A 16309-nucleotide genomic window follows, 5' to 3' on the forward strand; every position below is an offset into this window, starting at 1 on the left:
TTGAAGACGTCCATCGCACCGCACATGAAAATTGTGCGGCCCGAGAACGGGAGAGAACGCTGAGCGTTGCAACTTTGGCCATGAAGGGTAGCTTCCACGTACCCGAACTGGACCCAGAATTTTTCCCGGGGCAATACTACGGCCAAATGCTGGGGGAGGACTTCCTCGGCGGTTGGTTCGCGCTGGACCGCATCATGATTGTGCGCCTGTTCATGGCGCTCATCCTTGTGGTTCTTTTTGCAATCGCCTTCCGGAACCCGAAGCTGGTTCCGTCTGGTCTGCAAAACCTTGGTGAGGTCGCAGTGGACTTTGTCCGCCTGCACATCGCTGAGGACATCTTGGGCAAGAAGGAGGGTCGTCGATTCCTTCCGGTTATCGCCACGATCTTCTTCACAGTGCTCTTCATGAACGTGGCCACGATCATCCCTGGCCTGAACATTTCGCCTAGCTCCCGTATCGGTCTTCCGATCGTGCTGGCAGTGGTCGGGTACTTCACGATGATCTACGCGGGCGCTGCCCGTCACGGCTTCGGCAAATACGTGAAGCACTCACTCGTGATTCCTAACTTGCCTCCGGCACTTCACCTTTTGGTTGTGCCGATCGAGTTCTTCTCGACATTCATTCTGCGCCCGGTCACCCTGGCTCTTCGTCTTATGGCGAACTTCCTGGCTGGCCACATCATTCTCGTCCTTCTGTACTCTGCTACGAACTTCTTCTTCTGGCAGCTGAACGCTTGGACGGCACTGAGTGGCATGACCTTGATCGCAGCGATCCTGTTCACCCTGTACGAGTTGATTGTTATCTTCCTGCAGGCGTACATCTTCGCCCTTCTGGTCGCGGTGTACATCGAGCTGTCGTTGCACGCAGATTCGCACTAGTCAGGCGCGAACTGACTGACACTGGCCAACTGAATAACCCCACAAACACTTTGTCACCGCTCGGGCCTTGACCAAAGGGCCGGGCACCAAGAAAGGGAACGACTTTCCATGAACGAGATCATCCTCGCCCAGGCAGCAGAAGCTACCAAGTACACCGGCCTCGGCACCATCGGCTACGGCATCGCAACCATCGGCCCGGGCCTCGGCATCGGCATCCTCGTCGGCAAGACCGTCGAGGGCATGGCACGTCAGCCGGAGATGGCTGGCCAGCTGCGTACCACCATGTTCCTGGGTATCGCCTTCGTCGAGGCCCTGGCACTGATCGGCCTGGTCGCCGGCTTCCTGTTCTAAAGAAACTCTTCAACCCAGAAGTTTCGTAAAACCATTTAGATCAGGAGCACCGCATGACGAACGTCATCTACCTACTTGCAGCCGAGGGGGCAGAGCAGTTCCCGCTTGAGGGCGGTAACTCCATCCTGCTGCCGAAGGCTTACGACATCGTCTGGTCTCTCGTCGTCTTCCTCGTCATCTTCTTGCTCTTCTGGAAGTTTGTGCTTCCGAAGTTCCAGGAAGTGCTCGCGGAGCGCGAAGACAAGATCAAGGGCGGTATCGAGCGGGCTGAGACCGCACAAGCGCAGGCAAAGGCTGCTCTGGAAAAGAACAACGCTCAACTCGCTGAGGCACGCGCCGAAGCTGCGGAGATCCGCGAAGCTGCCCGTCAAAAGGGCAAGGAGATCGAAGCAGAGGCACGCGTCAAGGCTGAGGAAGAGTCCCGTCGCATTGTCGAATCTGGTGAGAAGCAGCTGCTGGCCTCGCGTGAGCAGGTCGTCGCAGAGCTTCGCAACGAGCTGGGCCAGAACTCTATCAACCTCGCTGAGGAGCTCCTCGGTGCTGAGTTGTCGGATTCCACCCGCCGCTCCAACACCATCGACAACTTCCTGAGCCAGCTGGACACCGTGTCCGCACGCTCGGCTACCCGGAAGTGAGGGCGTCGATGAGAGCAGCGAGCCGCGAAGCACTGTCGAATGTTGCGCAGAAACTGGACGCGTTCATTCGTGACACCGACAGCGCTGACACCGTTTCCGTAGCAGCCCAGACCGGCACCGAGCTGTTCCTTGTTGTGGACCAGCTTGAGAAGGACCGCACTCTGCGCGTTGCCGTTGCTGATGCTTCCCTCAAGGAAGAGCAGCGCACCGGGATTATCAGCGAGGTCTTCGGCAACAAGGTTGCCGAGCCGACCTTGAACATCCTGCGTGAGGCAGCAGCACAGGTCTGGTCCACGCCGCGCGAGTTCCGTGCAGGACTCGTCCACCTGGGCCGTCGCGCACTTCTGCGCGGCGCAGAGAGCGAAGGCAAGTTGGAAACTGTCGAAGAGGAACTCTTCGCACTTTCCCGCCTCCTCGAGCGCGAAAGCGAACTCACCCAGCTGCTGTCCGACCGCACTGCCACCGCAGACCAGAAGCGATCCCTTCTGGCCAACGTGCTCTACGGCAAGGTGACTATGTACACCGAAGCCCTGGCACTCCAGGTGGTGGGTCGTCCCGAGAAGAACCCGGTCGACGATATTGCGGGCATCTCCCGCGAATCGGCCGAGTTGACCGGCAAGACCGTTGCAGAGGTCACCTCCGCAACCGAGCTTTCCGCTTCTCAGCGCGACGCATTGGCAGAAAAGCTAGGCAAGATTTACGGCCGCGAGATGGCTATCCACACTGAGGTTGACCCCAGCCTCCTCGGCGGTGTGACCATCCGCGTTGGCGACGAGCAGATTGACGGCTCCACGCGTGGCAAGCTTGCCCGCCTGCGTGCCGACATGGCTGCCAACACGGCTTACTAGAACAAAAATATGCTGGAAGAATCTACCGAGAGCAGGAAGAACATGGCGGAGCTGACGATCTCCTCCGATGAGATCCGTAGCGCGATAGCGAACTACACCTCGAGCTACTCCGCGGAGGCCTCCCGTGAGGAGGTCGGCGCGGTGACGTCGGCTGCAGATGGTATTGCCCAGGTTTCCGGGCTGCCGGGCTGCATGACCAACGAGCTGCTTGAGTTCCCGAATGGCGTCATCGGCGTCGCTCAGAACCTTGAGACCGACTCCATTGGTGTCGTGGTCCTGGGTAATTTTGAGACGATTTCCGAGGGCGACAAAGTTGTTAGGACCGGCGAGGTCCTGTCCATCCCGGTCGGGGATAACTTCCTCGGCCGCGTGATCAACCCACTGGGTCAGCCGATTGACGGCCTGGGCCCGATCGAGTCTGAAGAAGAGCGCGTGCTCGAGCTTCAAGCTGCCGGCGTTCTCGACCGCCAGCCGGTCGAGGAGCCGATGCAGACGGGCATCAAGGCTATTGACGCGATGACCCCGATCGGCCGTGGCCAGCGCCAGCTGATCATTGGTGACCGTAAGACCGGTAAGACCGCGGTCTGCATTGACACCATCCTTAACCAGAAGGCTTTCTGGGAGACCGGCGACAAGACCAAGCAGGTCCGTTGTATTTACGTCGCCATCGGCCAGAAGGGCTCCACCATCGCAGGTGTGCGTCGCACCCTCGAGGAGAACGGTGCCCTGGAGTACACCACCATCGTGGCTGCTCCGGCCTCCGACTCTGCAGGCTTCAAGTGGCTCGCACCGTTCGCCGGTGCAGCTCTGGGCCAGCACTGGATGTACCAGGGCAACCACGTCCTGGTTATCTACGATGATCTGACCAAGCAGGCTGAGGCATACCGTGCCATCTCCCTGCTGCTGCGTCGTCCGCCGGGCCGCGAGGCGTACCCGGGTGACGTCTTCTACCTGCACTCCCGTCTGCTGGAGCGTGCAGCGAAGCTGAACGACGAGTTGGGGGCAGGTTCCCTGACCGCACTTCCGATCATTGAGACCAAGGCGAACGACGTCGGTGCCTTCATTCCGACCAACGTCATCTCGATTACGGACGGTCAGTGCTTCCTCCAGTCCGACCTCTTCAACCAGGGTGTCCGCCCGGCTATTGACGTGGGTATCTCCGTGTCCCGTGTCGGTGGTGCAGCGCAGACTAAGGGTATGAAGAAGGTTGCAGGTAACCTGCGTCTGGATCTGGCCGCATACCGCGACCTCGAGTCCTTCGCAGCGTTCGCGTCTGACCTGGATGATGCGTCGAAGCGTCAGCTTGAGCGTGGTCAGCGCCTCGTCGAGCTGCTGAAGCAGTCTGAGAACTCGCCGCAGCCGGTGGAGTTCCAGATCATCTCCATCTTCCTCGCTAACGAGGGTGTCTTCGACTCCGTTCCCGTCGCTGACGTTCGCCGTTACGAGGCAGAGCTCCACGAGTTCATCCGCGCTGAGGCCCCTGAGGTCTACGCGCAGATCGACGGTGGTGCAGCGCTTTCCGACGAGTCCCAGGAGACCCTGCGCCGTGCCAACGAGCGCTTCGCATCCTCCTTCCAGACCTCCGACGACGAGCACATCGTGCGTGAGCCGGAAGCTGATGCTTTGGATTCCGATGAGGTGTCCAAGAACCAGCTCACCATCCCTCGCAAGTCGCAGAAGCGCGCTTAATCGGATACACGCCGGTTAACGCGGAAGTTCACACTTTGAAAAGAAACGACTAAGAGAAGGGAGGAGCACACACCATGGCAACACTTCGCGAATTGCGTGACCGAATCCGGTCAGTCAACTCAACGAAGAAGATCACCAAGGCCCAGGAGCTGATCGCTACTTCGCGCATCACCAAGGCCCAGCAGCGCGTTGCTGCGGCACAGCCGTACGCCAACGAGATGCAGGACGTCATGGAGCGGCTTGCCGCTGCAACATCCCTGGACCACCCGATGCTCCATGAGCGTGAGAACGGCAAGGTCGCCGCAGTGCTCGTGGTCACGTCTGACCGCGGCATGGCTGGTGGCTACAACCACAACGTTCTCAAGAAGGCTGCTGAGCTCGAGAAGATGCTCGAGGAGTCCGGGTATGACGTAGTCCGCTACGTCACCGGTGGCAAGGGCGTCACCCACTACGACTTCCGTGATCAGGAGATCGCGGGTGCGTGGACTGGGTGGTCCCAGGATCCGTCGTGGGAAGCGACGCATAATGTGCGTCACCACATGATCCAGGGCTTCCAGGCAAGCTCCGAAGGCGAAGCGGATTGGCGTGAAGGCCTGCGTGCGCCGCAGGGGCAGCCGGTTATCGGTTTTGACCAGGTGCATGTTGTGTACACGAAGTTCGTGTCCATGCTTTCGCAGGAGGCCACTGTCCACCAGCTGCTTCCGATCGAGCCCGTCTTTGAAGACGTGGAGTTCGAGCAGGAAGATCTGCTCACCACTTCGGGCAATGTGCAGCCGGACATGGACTTTGAGCCGGATGCAGAGACCCTGATGGAGCAGCTGCTTCCCGCGTACGTTTCCAGGTCGCTCTACTCGATCTTCTTGGAAGCGTCCGCAGCGGAGTCTGCATCGCGCCGTACGGCCATGAAGAACGCAACGGACAACGCCACCGAGCTGGCTGGCGAACTGTCCCGTGAAGCCAACCAGTTGCGTCAGGCAAAAATCACCCAGGAAATCACCGAGATTATCGGCGGCGCTGGCGCGTTGTCCGGTAGCGGAGAAAGTGACTAAATCATGACTACAGCTCAATCTTTTGATGAGCGTAACGACGAGCCGACCGGGGCTGAGGACAACGTCGCAGCCTCCGGTACCGTCGCGAACACCGGTGCTGGCGAAGGCCAGAAGCCGCAGGGTTCGGACAACGGCCGTGTCGTTCGCGTCATCGGCGCAGTCGTCGACGTGGAATTCCCGCGCGGCGAACTGCCGGAACTCTACAATGCGCTGCACGTCGAGGTCGAGCTCGAAGCAGTTGCAAAGACCGTGACGCTCGAGGTTGCTCAGTTCCTGAGCGACGGCCTCGTGCGCACCATCGCCATGGCCCCGACCGACGGCCTCGTCCGCGGTGCCAAGGTTGTTGACACCGGTAACCCGATCTCGGTGCCGGTCGGCGACCAGGTCAAGGGCCACGTGTTCAACGCACTCGGCGACTGCCTTGATGATCCGTCTGTGGGCAAGGACGGCGAGCGTTGGGGTATCCACCGCGAGCCGCCGGCCTTCAAGGATCTTGAGGGTAAGACCGAGATTCTCGAGACCGGTATTAAGGTCATTGACCTTCTCACCCCGTACGTGAAGGGCGGCAAGATCGGCCTCTTCGGCGGTGCAGGTGTGGGTAAGACCGTTCTCATCCAGGAGATGATTACCCGTATTGCTCGCGAGTTCTCCGGTACGTCGGTCTTCGCCGGCGTCGGTGAGCGTACGCGTGAGGGTACGGACCTCTTCCTGGAGATGGATGACATGGGCGTCCTTCCGGATACCGCCCTTGTCTTCGGTCAGATGGATGAGCCGCCAGGGGTCCGTATGCGCGTGGCCCTGTCCGGCCTGACCATGGCGGAGTACTTCCGCGATGTCCAGAACCAGGACGTGCTGCTGTTCATCGACAACATCTTCCGTTTCACCCAGGCAGGTTCGGAGGTGTCCACGCTGCTCGGCCGTATGCCGTCCGCCGTGGGTTACCAGCCGACCCTGGCTGATGAGATGGGTGTTCTCCAGGAGCGCATTACCTCGACCAAGGGCCGTTCGATTACGTCCCTGCAGGCCGTTTACGTGCCGGCAGATGACTACACCGACCCGGCTCCGGCGACCACGTTCGCTCACCTGGATGCAACCACCGAGCTTTCTCGTTCCATCGCCTCGAAGGGTATTTACCCAGCTGTGGACCCGCTGACCTCGACCTCCCGTATTCTGGAGCCGGGTATCGTCGGCGAGCGCCACTACGAGGTTGCTCAGAAGGTGATCAACATTCTGCAGAAGAACAAGGAGCTGCAGGACATCATCGCCATCCTGGGTATGGACGAGCTCTCTGAGGACGACAAGATCACCGTTATGCGTGCTCGTAAGATCCAGCGCTTCCTCGGCCAGAACTTCTTCGTGGCTAAGAAGTTCACCGGTGACGAAGGTTCTTACGTTCCGCTCGAGGAGACCATTGACGCCTTCGACAAGCTCGCTACCGGTGAGTTTGACCACTACCCGGAGCAGGCCTTCAGCAACCTCGGCGGTCTGGACGACGTCGAAGCTGCATACAAGAAGCTGCAAGAGAAGTAGGAGTAGCTCATGGCTGAAATCACCGCGCAACTGGTATCGGTTGACCGCATGCTGTGGAAGGGCGAGGCGTCCATCGTCACCGCTCAAACCACCGAAGGTGAGATCGGCGTGCTGCCTGGTCACGAGCCGTTCTTGGGCCAGCTCAAGGATAACGGTGTCGTGACCATCACCCCGATCAGCGGCGACAAGATTGTCGCTGCTGTTCAGGGCGGGTTCGTCTCTGTGACGGGCAACAAGGTCACCATTCTCGCGGACTTTGCTATCTTCGCCGATGAGGTGAATGCTAACGAAGCGTTCGATGAGAATGATCCGACTGCGAAGGCTCGCCACGAGGCTGAGCAGGCGGCCCTGCGTCGTAAGGGCAGCGCCTAGTTCTCCGGCATTTTCTAGCCCCCGTTGTTCCCATGCGGAATGGCGGGGGTTTTGCTTTTTGCTTATTGACGCCAAATCCCCAACTTTTGGCTGTTCAAACGTTGCTGTGAAGCTGGGTACACTATGTGGTTATGAACGTGCTCTGGATCGCTCTTGGCCTTGTTGCGGCGGTGTTTGTCGCGGCGGGCGTGTGGCGGTTTTTTGCAGTACGTAAGTCCGGCACCCAGGCGTTGATGCGTGCGTTGCCGGCAGAGAGCATTCATGGTTGGCGCCATGGCATTGTGCGTTACAGCGGTTCCAGGATGAGCTTTTACATGCTACGTTCGCTGTCCTTTGGCGCTGACGTAGTGCTGAGCCGCCATTCCATTACCGTTACTGGTAGGCGAGAGGCCACCGAGACCGAGCGGGAGTTTATGCCCGAGGTTGAGGTGGTCATTGTGTTTTCTGGGGACGGTCGTGAGTTCGAGTTTGGCTGTGATCGGCTGACGGCGATGGCGTTGGTGTCGTGGCTGGAGTCCGCACCGGATCGTCGTCAAGTGCGCTCGGACATGAACGTTTTGCGGCACCGCGCTTTCCGCACGAACCTGTAGCCCGGCTAGGGTAGGGGCCATGCGTCTTGTTATCGCCCGGTGCTCAGTGGATTATGTTGGTCGGCTTGATGCCCACCTGCCACTCGCGGACCGTCTGATCATGGTGAAAGCCGATGGCTCGTTGTCTGTGCATGCGGATGATCGCGCCTATAAGCCTTTGAACTGGATGACTCCGCCGTGCACGATAACGGAAGAACCCATCGTGGATGTGGACGGGGAGGAAACTGGTGCTGCTCTCTGGGTCGTGGAGAACCCGAAGGGAGAGCAGCTGCGCGTGACCATTGAGGAGATTCACGCGGACGTGACCTACGAACTCGGCGAGGATCCTGGCCTGATCAAGGACGGCGTGGAAGCGCACCTCCAGGAGCTGCTCGCGGATCATATTGAGACGCTGGGGGACGGCTTCACCCTCGTCCGCCGCGAATATCCCACTCCTTTGGGCCCGGTGGACATCATGGCGCGCGATGAGAACGGCGCTGCTGTGGCCGTTGAAGTGAAGCGCCGCGGTGGGATTGACGGCGTGGAACAGCTCACCCGCTACGTGGAGATGTTGAACCGTGACGCACTGCTGCGGCCGGTGCGCGGCGTTTTTGCGGCACAGGAAATCAAGCCACAAGCCCGCACCTTGGCGGAGGACCGCGGCATTGAGTGCATCACGCTTGATTACGACGAACTCCGTGGTATCGAGTCCAACGAACTCCGCCTCTTCTAACCGTCATGCCACGCCGAAACCGCCGGGCCACCGGTAGAGCACCGCGTCAGCTGCCACGCGATGGCAGTGCGTACTGGGGCACCCGGGAAGAAGAGGGGCCGAGCTGGGCAAACGGCGAAATGTACCTCGTGCGTCAGATGGGCTCAGCCTCTGCCACGAAGTTCTACATCTGCCCACGCTGTAACCAGAACATTCCACCTGGTGTCGCGCACATCGTGGCATGGCCCCGGGATACGGGTGGGCGGGCTGATGACCGCCGCCATTGGCATCGCCACTGCTGGGCCTCGCGTTAAAGAAACGCCGCGGTCCTTAGCGCAGGCGGTAGTACTGCACGCTCATCGCCGGGATGTGGAACACCGCGGACTGCTCGAAGCTATCCCACGGGGTGTCCTCCGTACCCACAACACCTGCCAGCTGGTTGCCGGCACCCTGGTAGCGCGAGTCATCGGTGTTGAGCACGAGCTCCCACTCACCGGCACGAGGCAGGCCTAGGCGGTAGTCCGTCTGGGAGGTCCCGGACAGGTTGATCACCGTCAGCAGCGGGGTCCCGTCAGTACCCCAGCGGATGTAGGCGAGGAGGTTGTTCTGCGAATCATCCCCCTTGATCCACTGGAAGCCCATCGGGGTGTTGTCCTGGCTGTAGAGCGCAGGGGTGTCCCGGTAGAAGTGGTTGAGATCGCGCACGAGGGTGCGGATGCCGTGGTGGTATTCGCTGTCCCAGCCCTCAAGGTTGTCCCAGTTGATGGAGCCGGCCTCAGCCCACTCGGTGGTCTGACCGAATTCACATCCCATGAACATGAGCTGCTTGCCCGGGTGGGAGAACATGTACGCGAAGAGGGTGCGCACACCGGCGGCCTTGTTCCACGCGTCACCGGGCATGCGGGACCACAGTGAGCCCTTGCCGTGCACGACCTCGTCGTGGCTAAACGGCAGCACGTACTTCTCAGAGAAGGCGTAGACCAGCGAGAAGGTGATCTCGTTGTGGTGGTAGGAGCGGTGGACTGGGTCTTCGGAGAAGTACTGCAGGGTGTCATTCATCCAGCCCATATTCCACTTGAGGGAGAAACCGAGGCCGTCAGCAGACGTCAGTGCGGTCACTCCCGGCCATGCGGTGGATTCCTCGGCGATGGTCACAATGCCCGGGTGCTCGCGGTGCACGGTGGCATTGAATTCTTGGAGGAATTGCACGGCATCCAGGTTTTCGCGCCCGCCGAACTGGTTGGGCAGCCACTCGCCAGGTTCGCGCGAGTAGTCGAGGTAGAGCATGGAGGCCACTGCGTCCACGCGCAGGCCGTCCAAGTGGTACTCCTCGAGCCAGTACAGAGCATTAGCCACGAGGAAGTTGCGCACCTCATTGCGGCCGAAGTCGAAGACGTAGGTGCCCCAGTCCTTCTGTTCGCCGCGGCGCCAGTCGGGGTGTTCGTAGAGTGCCGTGCCGTCGAAACGCGCAAGGGCCCATTCATCCTTGGGGAAGTGGGCGGGCACCCAGTCGACGATGACGCCGATGCCGGCCTGGTGGAGCGTGTCCACGAGGTACTTGAAGTCCTCCGGTGAGCCCCAGCGCGCAGTCGGAGCGTAGTAGCCGGTGACCTGGTAGCCCCAGGAACCGCCAAAGGGGTGCTCGGCGACGGGCAGGAATTCCACATGCGTGTAGCCGTGCTCAACGAGGTACGGGACGAGCTCTTCGGCAAGCTCACGGTAGCCGTAGCCGACGCGCCAGGAGCCGACGTGCACTTCGTAGATACTCATCGGCGAGTTGGTGGCGTCAATGCCAGGGCGCGCCGCCATCCACTTGTGGTCCGACCAGGTGTAGTTGTCTCGCTCAGCGACGACCGAGACGGTTTCCGGCGGGGTCTTGGTTCGCTTCGCCATGGGGTCTGCCTTATCGACGACCCGGCCATCTGCCCCCTGCACCTTAAATTTGTATTCCGCCCCGGGCTCAATACCCGGGATGAAGATTTCCCACACACCGGTAGCACCCAGCGTGCGCATGGGGTACTGGTTGGGGTTCCAATTGCAGAACTCACCGACGACGGCTACGCCCTTGGCGTTGGGCGCCCACACAGCGAAAGCGGTGCCGGAGACCTGACCCATTGACGTGTTGTAGGTGTGCTGGTTCGCACCCAGAACTTCCCAGAGACGCTCGTGGCGGCCTTCACCAATGAGGTGAAGGTCAAAGGATGTCAGTGTGGGTAGGAAGTGGTACGGGTCCGCGATGATGACCGGATCGCCCTCCGGGTACGTCACCTGGAAGCGGTAGTCAGGGGTGAGTTCGTCCTCCAGCCCAACGACCCAGATGTCATCCCCCACGGGGGTCATAGGCAAGCCCTGGTTGTGAATGAGCACTTCCACGTGCGTGGCACCCAGGATGCGGGTGCGGATAACGGATCCAGTGGGGGTTGCGTGCCACCCATAGAAGTCATGCGGCGCGTGGTGCTGGCATTGCAGCAGGCGCTGGCGGTCTTCCTCAGGGATAAGCAGTGCGGGGTCGATGTCGGTCATGGTGGGGGTTATGTCCTTTCAGGCGCTACTGGTGGCCCATCCTACGGGCGGTAGTCCTCGTCGGCGATGCTGCGGAAGGAGAGGCGGGTGCGAGCGGGTTCGTCGATACGCGGGAGACGGAAGATGTGCGCGACGTTGTCCACGGGGCTCAACCTCACGTAGTTGCGCATGTTCCATTCGTATTGGGCGCCACTGACCATGTCGTGCACAGGGAAGGATGCGCCGGGCGCAAGGCCGAGGGCGTCCATGTTGAGGGTGATCATTCCCTCTTGCGCGTAGGTCGGGTCGAGGTTGACCACGGTGAGCACGCTGTCGCCCGTGACTGGGTCAAACTTGGAGTACGCGATGATCTGGTCATTGTCCACGGTGTGGAACGTCAGATTGCGCAGCTGCTGGAAAGCCGGGTGCGCGCGGCGGATGCGGTTGAGCAGCGTGATGTACGGCTCAAGCGAGTCGCCGCGCTCCAGTGCTCCTTGGTAGTCGCGCGGGCGCAGCTGGTACTTCTCCGAGTCGAGGTATTCCTCACTGCCAGGGGCAACTGGCTCGTGCTCGTAGAGCTCGAAGCCGGAGTACATGCCCCACAGCGGACTCAGCGTTGCAGCCAGGGTGGCGCGGATAGCAAAAGCTGAGCGGTTACCCGTCTGAATAAACGCATGAAGGATATCGGGCGTGTTCACCCAGAAGGACGGGCGGCTGATGTCAGCCTGGCGCACGCAGTCCTGGGCAAAGCCCGTCAGCTCCTTCTTCGTGGTCTTCCACGGGAAGTAGGTGTAGGACTGCGAGAAACCGGCCTTCGCCAGACCCAACAGACGCGCCGGGCGAGTGAAGGCTTCAGCAAGGAAAATCACGTCTGGGTGTGTGTTGTGCACCTTGGCAATGAGCCAGTGCCAGAAATTCGCCGGCTTGGTGTGTGGGTTGTCCACGCGGAAAGTGGTAATGCCCAGCTCAACCCAGTGCATGACCACGCGGTAGATCTCCTTGTAGATCTTCTTCGGCGCGTTATCAAAGTTGATGGGGTAGATGTCCTGGTACTTCTTCGGCGGGTTCTCAGCGTACGCGATGGTGCCGTCCGGGAGCACGGTGAAGAATTCCGGGTGGGTTTTCGCCCACGGGTGGTCGGGTGCGGCCTGCAGTGCCAAGTCGAGGGCGACTTCCAGCCCCAGTTCCTGGGCGCGGGCAATGAGTGCGCGCAGGTCCTTCTCCGTCCCCAATTCGGGGTGGATCGCATCGTGCCCGCCTTCAGCAGAGCCAATGGCCCACGGAGAGCCGACATCGCCTTCCTCGGCCACGAGAGTGTTGTTCGGGCCTTTGCGGTTGAGCGTGCCAATAGGGTGGATCGGAGGGAAGTACACGGTGTCAAAGCCCATGGCAGCCACGCGCGGCAGCGCTTCCATGGTTGTGGCAAAGGTTCCGTGGACAGGGTGGCCGTTTTCGTCCCAGCCACCGGTGGAGCGCGGGAAGAGCTCATACCAGGAGCTAAAGAGAGCCTTTCGCCTTTCGACGTTCACCTCACACTCCGGTCCCTCCGTCACCAACTCGCGCAGGGGGTGGGTGGCGAGGGCGGCCGCAACATCGTCAGCAAGCGCTGGCGCGAGACGATCCCTCAGTGGGGCCTCGGCCTCCAAGGCTTTGGCCGCGGAACGCAGGAGCGCACTGTGCGGGGAGTCCTTGGCGGCGCGGTTGAGAAGCTCCGCACCGTGGATGAGGTCATTGTCCATCTCGGCCGCGGTCTGGCCGGCGGCGGACTTCTTGGTCACGGCATTGCGCCAGGTGGCAATGGGATCAGACCATGCCTCAACCCGGAAGCGCCACAGCCCGGGGGAGTCCGGAGTGAACACAGCGTGGCAGTAGTCCGGACGGCAATCCTCTGCGGTCATGGGGAGGCTAAACGTGCGTCCGTTGGGGGAGGTGACCACGACTGTGGCAGAAATCGCATCATGTCCTTCGCGCCATATAAGCGCGGAGATCGGCACAACCTCCCCAACCACTGCTTTGGTGGGCAGGGCACCGTCGGTGGTGCGGGGCCTCACGTCGTCGATTCCAAGTCGGCCAATCGCCATTGTTGTCACCTTCGTCCGGTTCGGTGTTGCCGTTGTGCCACTGGTTGGGAACACCAGCGCACAGTCGGCTCCCAGCCTAGCGGAGGATGGCGCGCCGAGTCGGGGCACCGAAAGGAGAAAAAATGCGCCACAATGGTGGGCGTGACTGATGCACCAACGAATGACTTTGATCTTGCTCCAACGAACCCTGACCTCCTCCTCGATTTTCGTGGGGTGGAGTTCCGCCGCGGTGGGCGCACACTGGTGGGCCCCGTGGATTGGCAGGTAGAGCTCGATGAAAGGTGGGTCATCATTGGCCCTAACGGTGCCGGCAAGACCACGCTGGTCCGGATGGCTTCGGCACAGGAATTCCCGTCGGAGGGAACAGCCTTTGTTCTGGGGGAGCAGCTGGGCAAGACCGATATGCGTGACCTGCGTGCCGTGATTGGTATGACCACTACGTCCCTGGCGAATCGCGTTCCAGCCGATGAGATCGTGGAGGACGTGGTCATCTCCGGCGGCTATGCGGTGATTGGCCGCTGGCGCGAGGAATACGAGGATGTGGACGTGGAGCAAGTCCACGATTCGCTCGAACAGGTTGGTGCGCTGCACCTGTTGGGGCGCCGCTGGGGAACACTGTCCGACGGCGAGAAGAAGCGCGTACTCATTGCCCGCGCCATCATGGTGAACCCGGAGCTGCTCATCATGGATGAGCCGGGTGCAGGGCTGGACCTTGGTGGCCGTGAGGATCTCGTGGGATATCTCAGTGAGCTCGCGCTCGATCCCGATGCACCCGCCATCGTGATGATCACGCACCACGTGGAAGAGATCCCATACGGGTTCACCCACGCCATGCTGTTGGACGAAGGCTCCGTCGTTGCGCAAGGGCTCATCGACGATGTGCTCACCAGTGAGAACCTGACCAAGGCATACCACCAGCCCATTAAGATCACCAAGGAGGACGGACGCTTCTTCGCGCGGAGGGAAACGCGGGGAGGTGCGCACCGCGTTTGATGATCTGAAGATCATCAAACGGGGAGCACAAGGATGTAAAAAGAAGGAAAAGGAGGTGACCTGTGGCACGGCGCGATGAAGAAGACATGAAGGGCATCAACTATGGCCGTCTTTCGGCCACGGTGATCCTCGTGCGCGATGGGGTGCAAGGCCTTGAGGTGTGGATGCAGGAGCGCGTTCTCACCATGGCTAATTACCCCGGCATGACTGTCTTTCCCGGCGGGGGCGTGGATATCCGTGACTTCCCGCTGAACAAGGACGAGGCAAAACAACTCTGGTCCGGCCGTTCGGTGAGCGACCTTGCCAAGCAGCTCGACGTCAAGCCGCGCCAAGCCCACGCGCTTATGTTCGCTGCCGTGCGTGAACTCTTCGAGGAGACAGGCACGCTCTTGCTCGTGGACGACTCTGGGACCCTCCTGCGCGACGCCCGCCCCTTCCACCACGCTCGCAAGAGGCTGGAGAGCCACGAGCTCTCGTTTACGGAGCTACTGGAAGAAACCGGCCTGGATGTGGACGCCTCGCTGCTCAAGCCGTCCGGCCGTTGGGTGGGGAAGTCCGAGAAAGGCGTCTGGTTCGACACCTTCACCTTTATCGCCGAACTGCCGGAAGGCCAAGAGCCGGATGTGACGACGGGGGAGGCCAGTGATGCGAACTGGTTCCCGCCGACCCTGTTGCTGGATGGCTGGCGTCAAGGCCTCGTCCGGTTCGCCCCATCCACGTGGGCGCAGCTGTATGACATCTCCGAATTCAACAGCGTGGCTGAGATCATGGAGCACGTGAAGGGCCTGCCCATCGAAGCTGTCGTGGGCGACCCAGTAGACATTCCGCGGTACCGCGAGCTGTTCGAGTCCAACCCCGTCAACCGGATAGGCAAGCAATTTGAGCTTTAGCCCAGAAGACGTCCACTTCCTCATCGCACACGCAGAGGAGATCACTGCGGCTGCAGATAAGGTGGAGCTGACCAAGAAGAGCGCCCTCGCGGACCACAAGAAACTGCACGGCCAGTTCGGTGATCGCACACGCGCGGTCATGGAACTCATCCAAGCCCGCCAGACGCTTGCCCCCAAGATCGGGGAAGAGGCAAGCAGCCAGTGGCTGGCGGATAGTGATTCCGCACAGCAAGCCACCCCGCACGCTGTCGCACAGATCCGTGCTGAACGCATCGCACGCGCCGGGGCGTCCCTTGTTCATGACGTCACGTGTTCCATCGGTACGGAAGCCCCCGCGATCACTGCGACAGGGATGGACTACCTGGGGACTGACCTGGACTACACGCGCCTGCTCATGGCACAGCACAACTTGCGGGTAGTTACGGGGAAGCGAGGTAGCGGAACGGCGTGGGTTGCCCAGGCCGATGCCCTGGCACCCGTGACCACACCGGCTAGCAGTTCCGGCCCGCGAATCCGTGCCTGCTCCGGCTCCGGGCCCGGTCGCGTTATCGTGGCGGATCCCGCGCGCCGGGCTGATGGGCGCCGCATCACGGACCCGGCCAAGCTCATCCCGCCGCTGCCGGATCTCATCGACGCCTACCCGGGTGCGGCATTGGCTATCAAATGTGCGCCGGGCATTGATTACTCGGAGTGGCACGGCCTTGTCAGCGTCGTGAGTGTGGACGGTGGTGTGAAGGAAGCGTGCCTGTACACGCCCGACCTCGCGGACCATCGCCGGGAGGCCGTGGTCATCCGGGACGGTTTCATGGAAACGGTGACGGATGATGGGGGTGCGGTTGACGTCCATAAGCCAAAAAGCTTCATCGTGGATCCAGACGGCGCGATCGTGCGCGCGGGCCTTGTTCAGCAGTGGGGCGCGCGCCACGGGCTGACCATGCTCGATCCGCACATTGCTTATCTATCTGGTGATGAGTTACCGCAAGGCTATTCCGGATTTCCATTCATCGAGGAGGTGCCGTTGAAGAAGCTGCGGCCCGCCCTGCAAGCGCACGGCGCGGGTGCGCTGGAGATCCTCGTTCGCGGTGTTGATGTGAACCCTGACCAGCTGCGCAGCAAATTGAAGCTCAAAGGTTCCCGGTCGATGGCTGTTGTCATCGCGCGGGTGGGGGATAGTGCCACAGCCTTCATCTGCGATGCGCGCGTGCGCTAG

General features: G+C 61.0%; 16 protein-coding genes. 14 read left to right on the forward strand and 2 right to left on the reverse strand.

Translation table 11 applies throughout. The features are described 5' to 3' along the window. The first annotated feature begins 80 nt into the window (after positions 1-80). The 11 genes from atpB to L8U60_RS05860 all read left to right on the forward strand — a co-directional run bounded on the left by atpB (position 81) and on the right by L8U60_RS05860 (position 8947). Entirely contained in the window at positions 81-878 is a 798-nt protein-coding gene (gene atpB / locus L8U60_RS05810; protein ID WP_269965427.1) for a F0F1 ATP synthase subunit A, read from the forward strand. 108 nt (positions 879-986) lie between these two features. Further along, a complete protein-coding gene (locus L8U60_RS05815) occupies positions 987-1229 on the forward strand; it encodes an ATP synthase F0 subunit C (protein ID WP_034664082.1) in 243 nt (80 codons plus the stop codon). A gap of 53 nt (positions 1230-1282) precedes the next feature. After that, positions 1283-1864, forward strand: a complete 582-nt coding sequence (locus L8U60_RS05820) for a F0F1 ATP synthase subunit B (protein ID WP_269965428.1) — start codon at positions 1283-1285, stop codon at positions 1862-1864. Between the two features lie 8 nt (positions 1865-1872). After that, complete coding sequence (locus L8U60_RS05825) at positions 1873-2712, forward strand: F0F1 ATP synthase subunit delta (protein WP_269965429.1); 840 nt, start codon at positions 1873-1875, stop codon at positions 2710-2712. Between the two features lie 9 nt (positions 2713-2721). After that, on the forward strand, positions 2722-4401 hold the full coding sequence (gene atpA / locus L8U60_RS05830) for a F0F1 ATP synthase subunit alpha (protein WP_269965430.1): 1680 nt from the start codon (positions 2722-2724) through the stop codon (positions 4399-4401). Between the two features lie 74 nt (positions 4402-4475). Then, positions 4476-5450, forward strand: a complete 975-nt coding sequence (locus L8U60_RS05835; protein WP_269965431.1) for a F0F1 ATP synthase subunit gamma — start codon at positions 4476-4478, stop codon at positions 5448-5450. Positions 5451-5453: 3 nt separating this feature from the next. Then, a complete protein-coding gene (atpD, locus tag L8U60_RS05840) occupies positions 5454-6980 on the forward strand; it encodes a F0F1 ATP synthase subunit beta (protein WP_269965432.1) in 1527 nt (508 codons plus the stop codon). A gap of 9 nt (positions 6981-6989) precedes the next feature. Next, entirely contained in the window at positions 6990-7352 is a 363-nt protein-coding gene (locus L8U60_RS05845; RefSeq protein WP_269965433.1) for a F0F1 ATP synthase subunit epsilon, read from the forward strand. Between the two features lie 131 nt (positions 7353-7483). Further along, on the forward strand, positions 7484-7942 hold the full coding sequence (locus L8U60_RS05850) for a DUF2550 domain-containing protein (RefSeq protein WP_269965434.1): 459 nt from the start codon (positions 7484-7486) through the stop codon (positions 7940-7942). A gap of 19 nt (positions 7943-7961) precedes the next feature. Continuing rightward, positions 7962-8654 carry an endonuclease NucS gene (nucS, locus tag L8U60_RS05855; protein WP_269965435.1) on the forward strand — a complete coding sequence of 231 codons (693 nt, stop codon included), beginning with the start codon at positions 7962-7964 and terminating at the stop codon, positions 8652-8654. A gap of 5 nt (positions 8655-8659) precedes the next feature. Next, positions 8660-8947: a hypothetical protein gene (locus tag L8U60_RS05860; protein ID WP_269965436.1), complete on the forward strand. Its 288-nt coding sequence runs from the start codon at positions 8660-8662 to the stop codon at positions 8945-8947. 16 nt (positions 8948-8963) lie between these two features. Here the strand turns inward: L8U60_RS05860 and glgB are convergent, their stop codons facing one another. Together glgB and L8U60_RS05870 are read right to left on the reverse strand one after the other, a co-directional pair. Next, positions 8964-11156 carry a 1,4-alpha-glucan branching protein GlgB gene (glgB, locus tag L8U60_RS05865; RefSeq protein WP_269965437.1) on the reverse strand — a complete coding sequence of 731 codons (2193 nt, stop codon included), beginning with the start codon at positions 11154-11156 and terminating at the stop codon, positions 8964-8966. A gap of 41 nt (positions 11157-11197) precedes the next feature. Then, on the reverse strand, positions 11198-13216 hold the full coding sequence (locus L8U60_RS05870) for an alpha-1,4-glucan--maltose-1-phosphate maltosyltransferase (protein ID WP_269965438.1): 2019 nt from the start codon (positions 13214-13216) through the stop codon (positions 11198-11200). Between the two features lie 132 nt (positions 13217-13348). On the opposite strand from L8U60_RS05870, the gene L8U60_RS05875 reads away from it, so the two are divergent. The 3 genes from L8U60_RS05875 (at position 13349) to L8U60_RS05885 (ending at position 16309) form a co-directional block, all read left to right on the forward strand. Further along, complete coding sequence (locus tag L8U60_RS05875; RefSeq protein ID WP_269965439.1) at positions 13349-14209, forward strand: ABC transporter ATP-binding protein; 861 nt, start codon at positions 13349-13351, stop codon at positions 14207-14209. A gap of 62 nt (positions 14210-14271) precedes the next feature. Then, entirely contained in the window at positions 14272-15099 is an 828-nt protein-coding gene (locus L8U60_RS05880) for an NUDIX hydrolase (RefSeq protein WP_269965440.1), read from the forward strand. Beyond that, positions 15089-16309 (forward strand): THUMP-like domain-containing protein, encoded by a 1221-nt coding sequence (locus L8U60_RS05885; protein ID WP_269965441.1) that lies wholly within the window; start codon positions 15089-15091, stop codon positions 16307-16309. The genes L8U60_RS05880 and L8U60_RS05885 overlap by 11 nt, the downstream gene beginning before the upstream one ends.

The sequence above is a fragment of the Corynebacterium meitnerae genome, from assembly GCF_027570075.1.
GTDB lineage: Bacteria > Actinomycetota > Actinomycetes > Mycobacteriales > Mycobacteriaceae > Corynebacterium > Corynebacterium meitnerae.

What these genes read in the sequence shown, in the direction of transcription:
- L8U60_RS05835 (WP_269965431.1), top strand. Translation starts at nt 4,476, where the DNA reads ATGGCAACACTTCGCGAATTGCGTGACCGAATCCGGTCAGTCAACTCA.
- L8U60_RS05845 (WP_269965433.1), top strand. Translation starts at nt 6,990, where the DNA reads ATGGCTGAAATCACCGCGCAACTGGTATCGGTTGACCGCATGCTGTGG.
- nucS (WP_269965435.1), top strand. Translation starts at nt 7,962, where the DNA reads ATGCGTCTTGTTATCGCCCGGTGCTCAGTGGATTATGTTGGTCGGCTT.
- L8U60_RS05870 (WP_269965438.1), bottom strand. Translation starts at nt 13,216, where the DNA reads ATGGCGATTGGCCGACTTGGAATCGACGACGTGAGGCCCCGCACCACC.
- L8U60_RS05820 (WP_269965428.1), top strand. Translation starts at nt 1,283, where the DNA reads ATGACGAACGTCATCTACCTACTTGCAGCCGAGGGGGCAGAGCAGTTC.
- L8U60_RS05850 (WP_269965434.1), top strand. Translation starts at nt 7,484, where the DNA reads ATGAACGTGCTCTGGATCGCTCTTGGCCTTGTTGCGGCGGTGTTTGTC.
- atpD (WP_269965432.1), top strand. Translation starts at nt 5,454, where the DNA reads ATGACTACAGCTCAATCTTTTGATGAGCGTAACGACGAGCCGACCGGG.
- L8U60_RS05860 (WP_269965436.1), top strand. Translation starts at nt 8,660, where the DNA reads ATGCCACGCCGAAACCGCCGGGCCACCGGTAGAGCACCGCGTCAGCTG.
- atpB (WP_269965427.1), top strand. Translation starts at nt 81, where the DNA reads ATGAAGGGTAGCTTCCACGTACCCGAACTGGACCCAGAATTTTTCCCG.
- glgB (WP_269965437.1), bottom strand. Translation starts at nt 11,156, where the DNA reads ATGACCGACATCGACCCCGCACTGCTTATCCCTGAGGAAGACCGCCAG.
- L8U60_RS05825 (WP_269965429.1), top strand. Translation starts at nt 1,873, where the DNA reads ATGAGAGCAGCGAGCCGCGAAGCACTGTCGAATGTTGCGCAGAAACTG.
- L8U60_RS05815 (WP_034664082.1), top strand. Translation starts at nt 987, where the DNA reads ATGAACGAGATCATCCTCGCCCAGGCAGCAGAAGCTACCAAGTACACC.
- atpA (WP_269965430.1), top strand. Translation starts at nt 2,722, where the DNA reads ATGCTGGAAGAATCTACCGAGAGCAGGAAGAACATGGCGGAGCTGACG.
- L8U60_RS05875 (WP_269965439.1), top strand. Translation starts at nt 13,349, where the DNA reads ATGGTGGGCGTGACTGATGCACCAACGAATGACTTTGATCTTGCTCCA.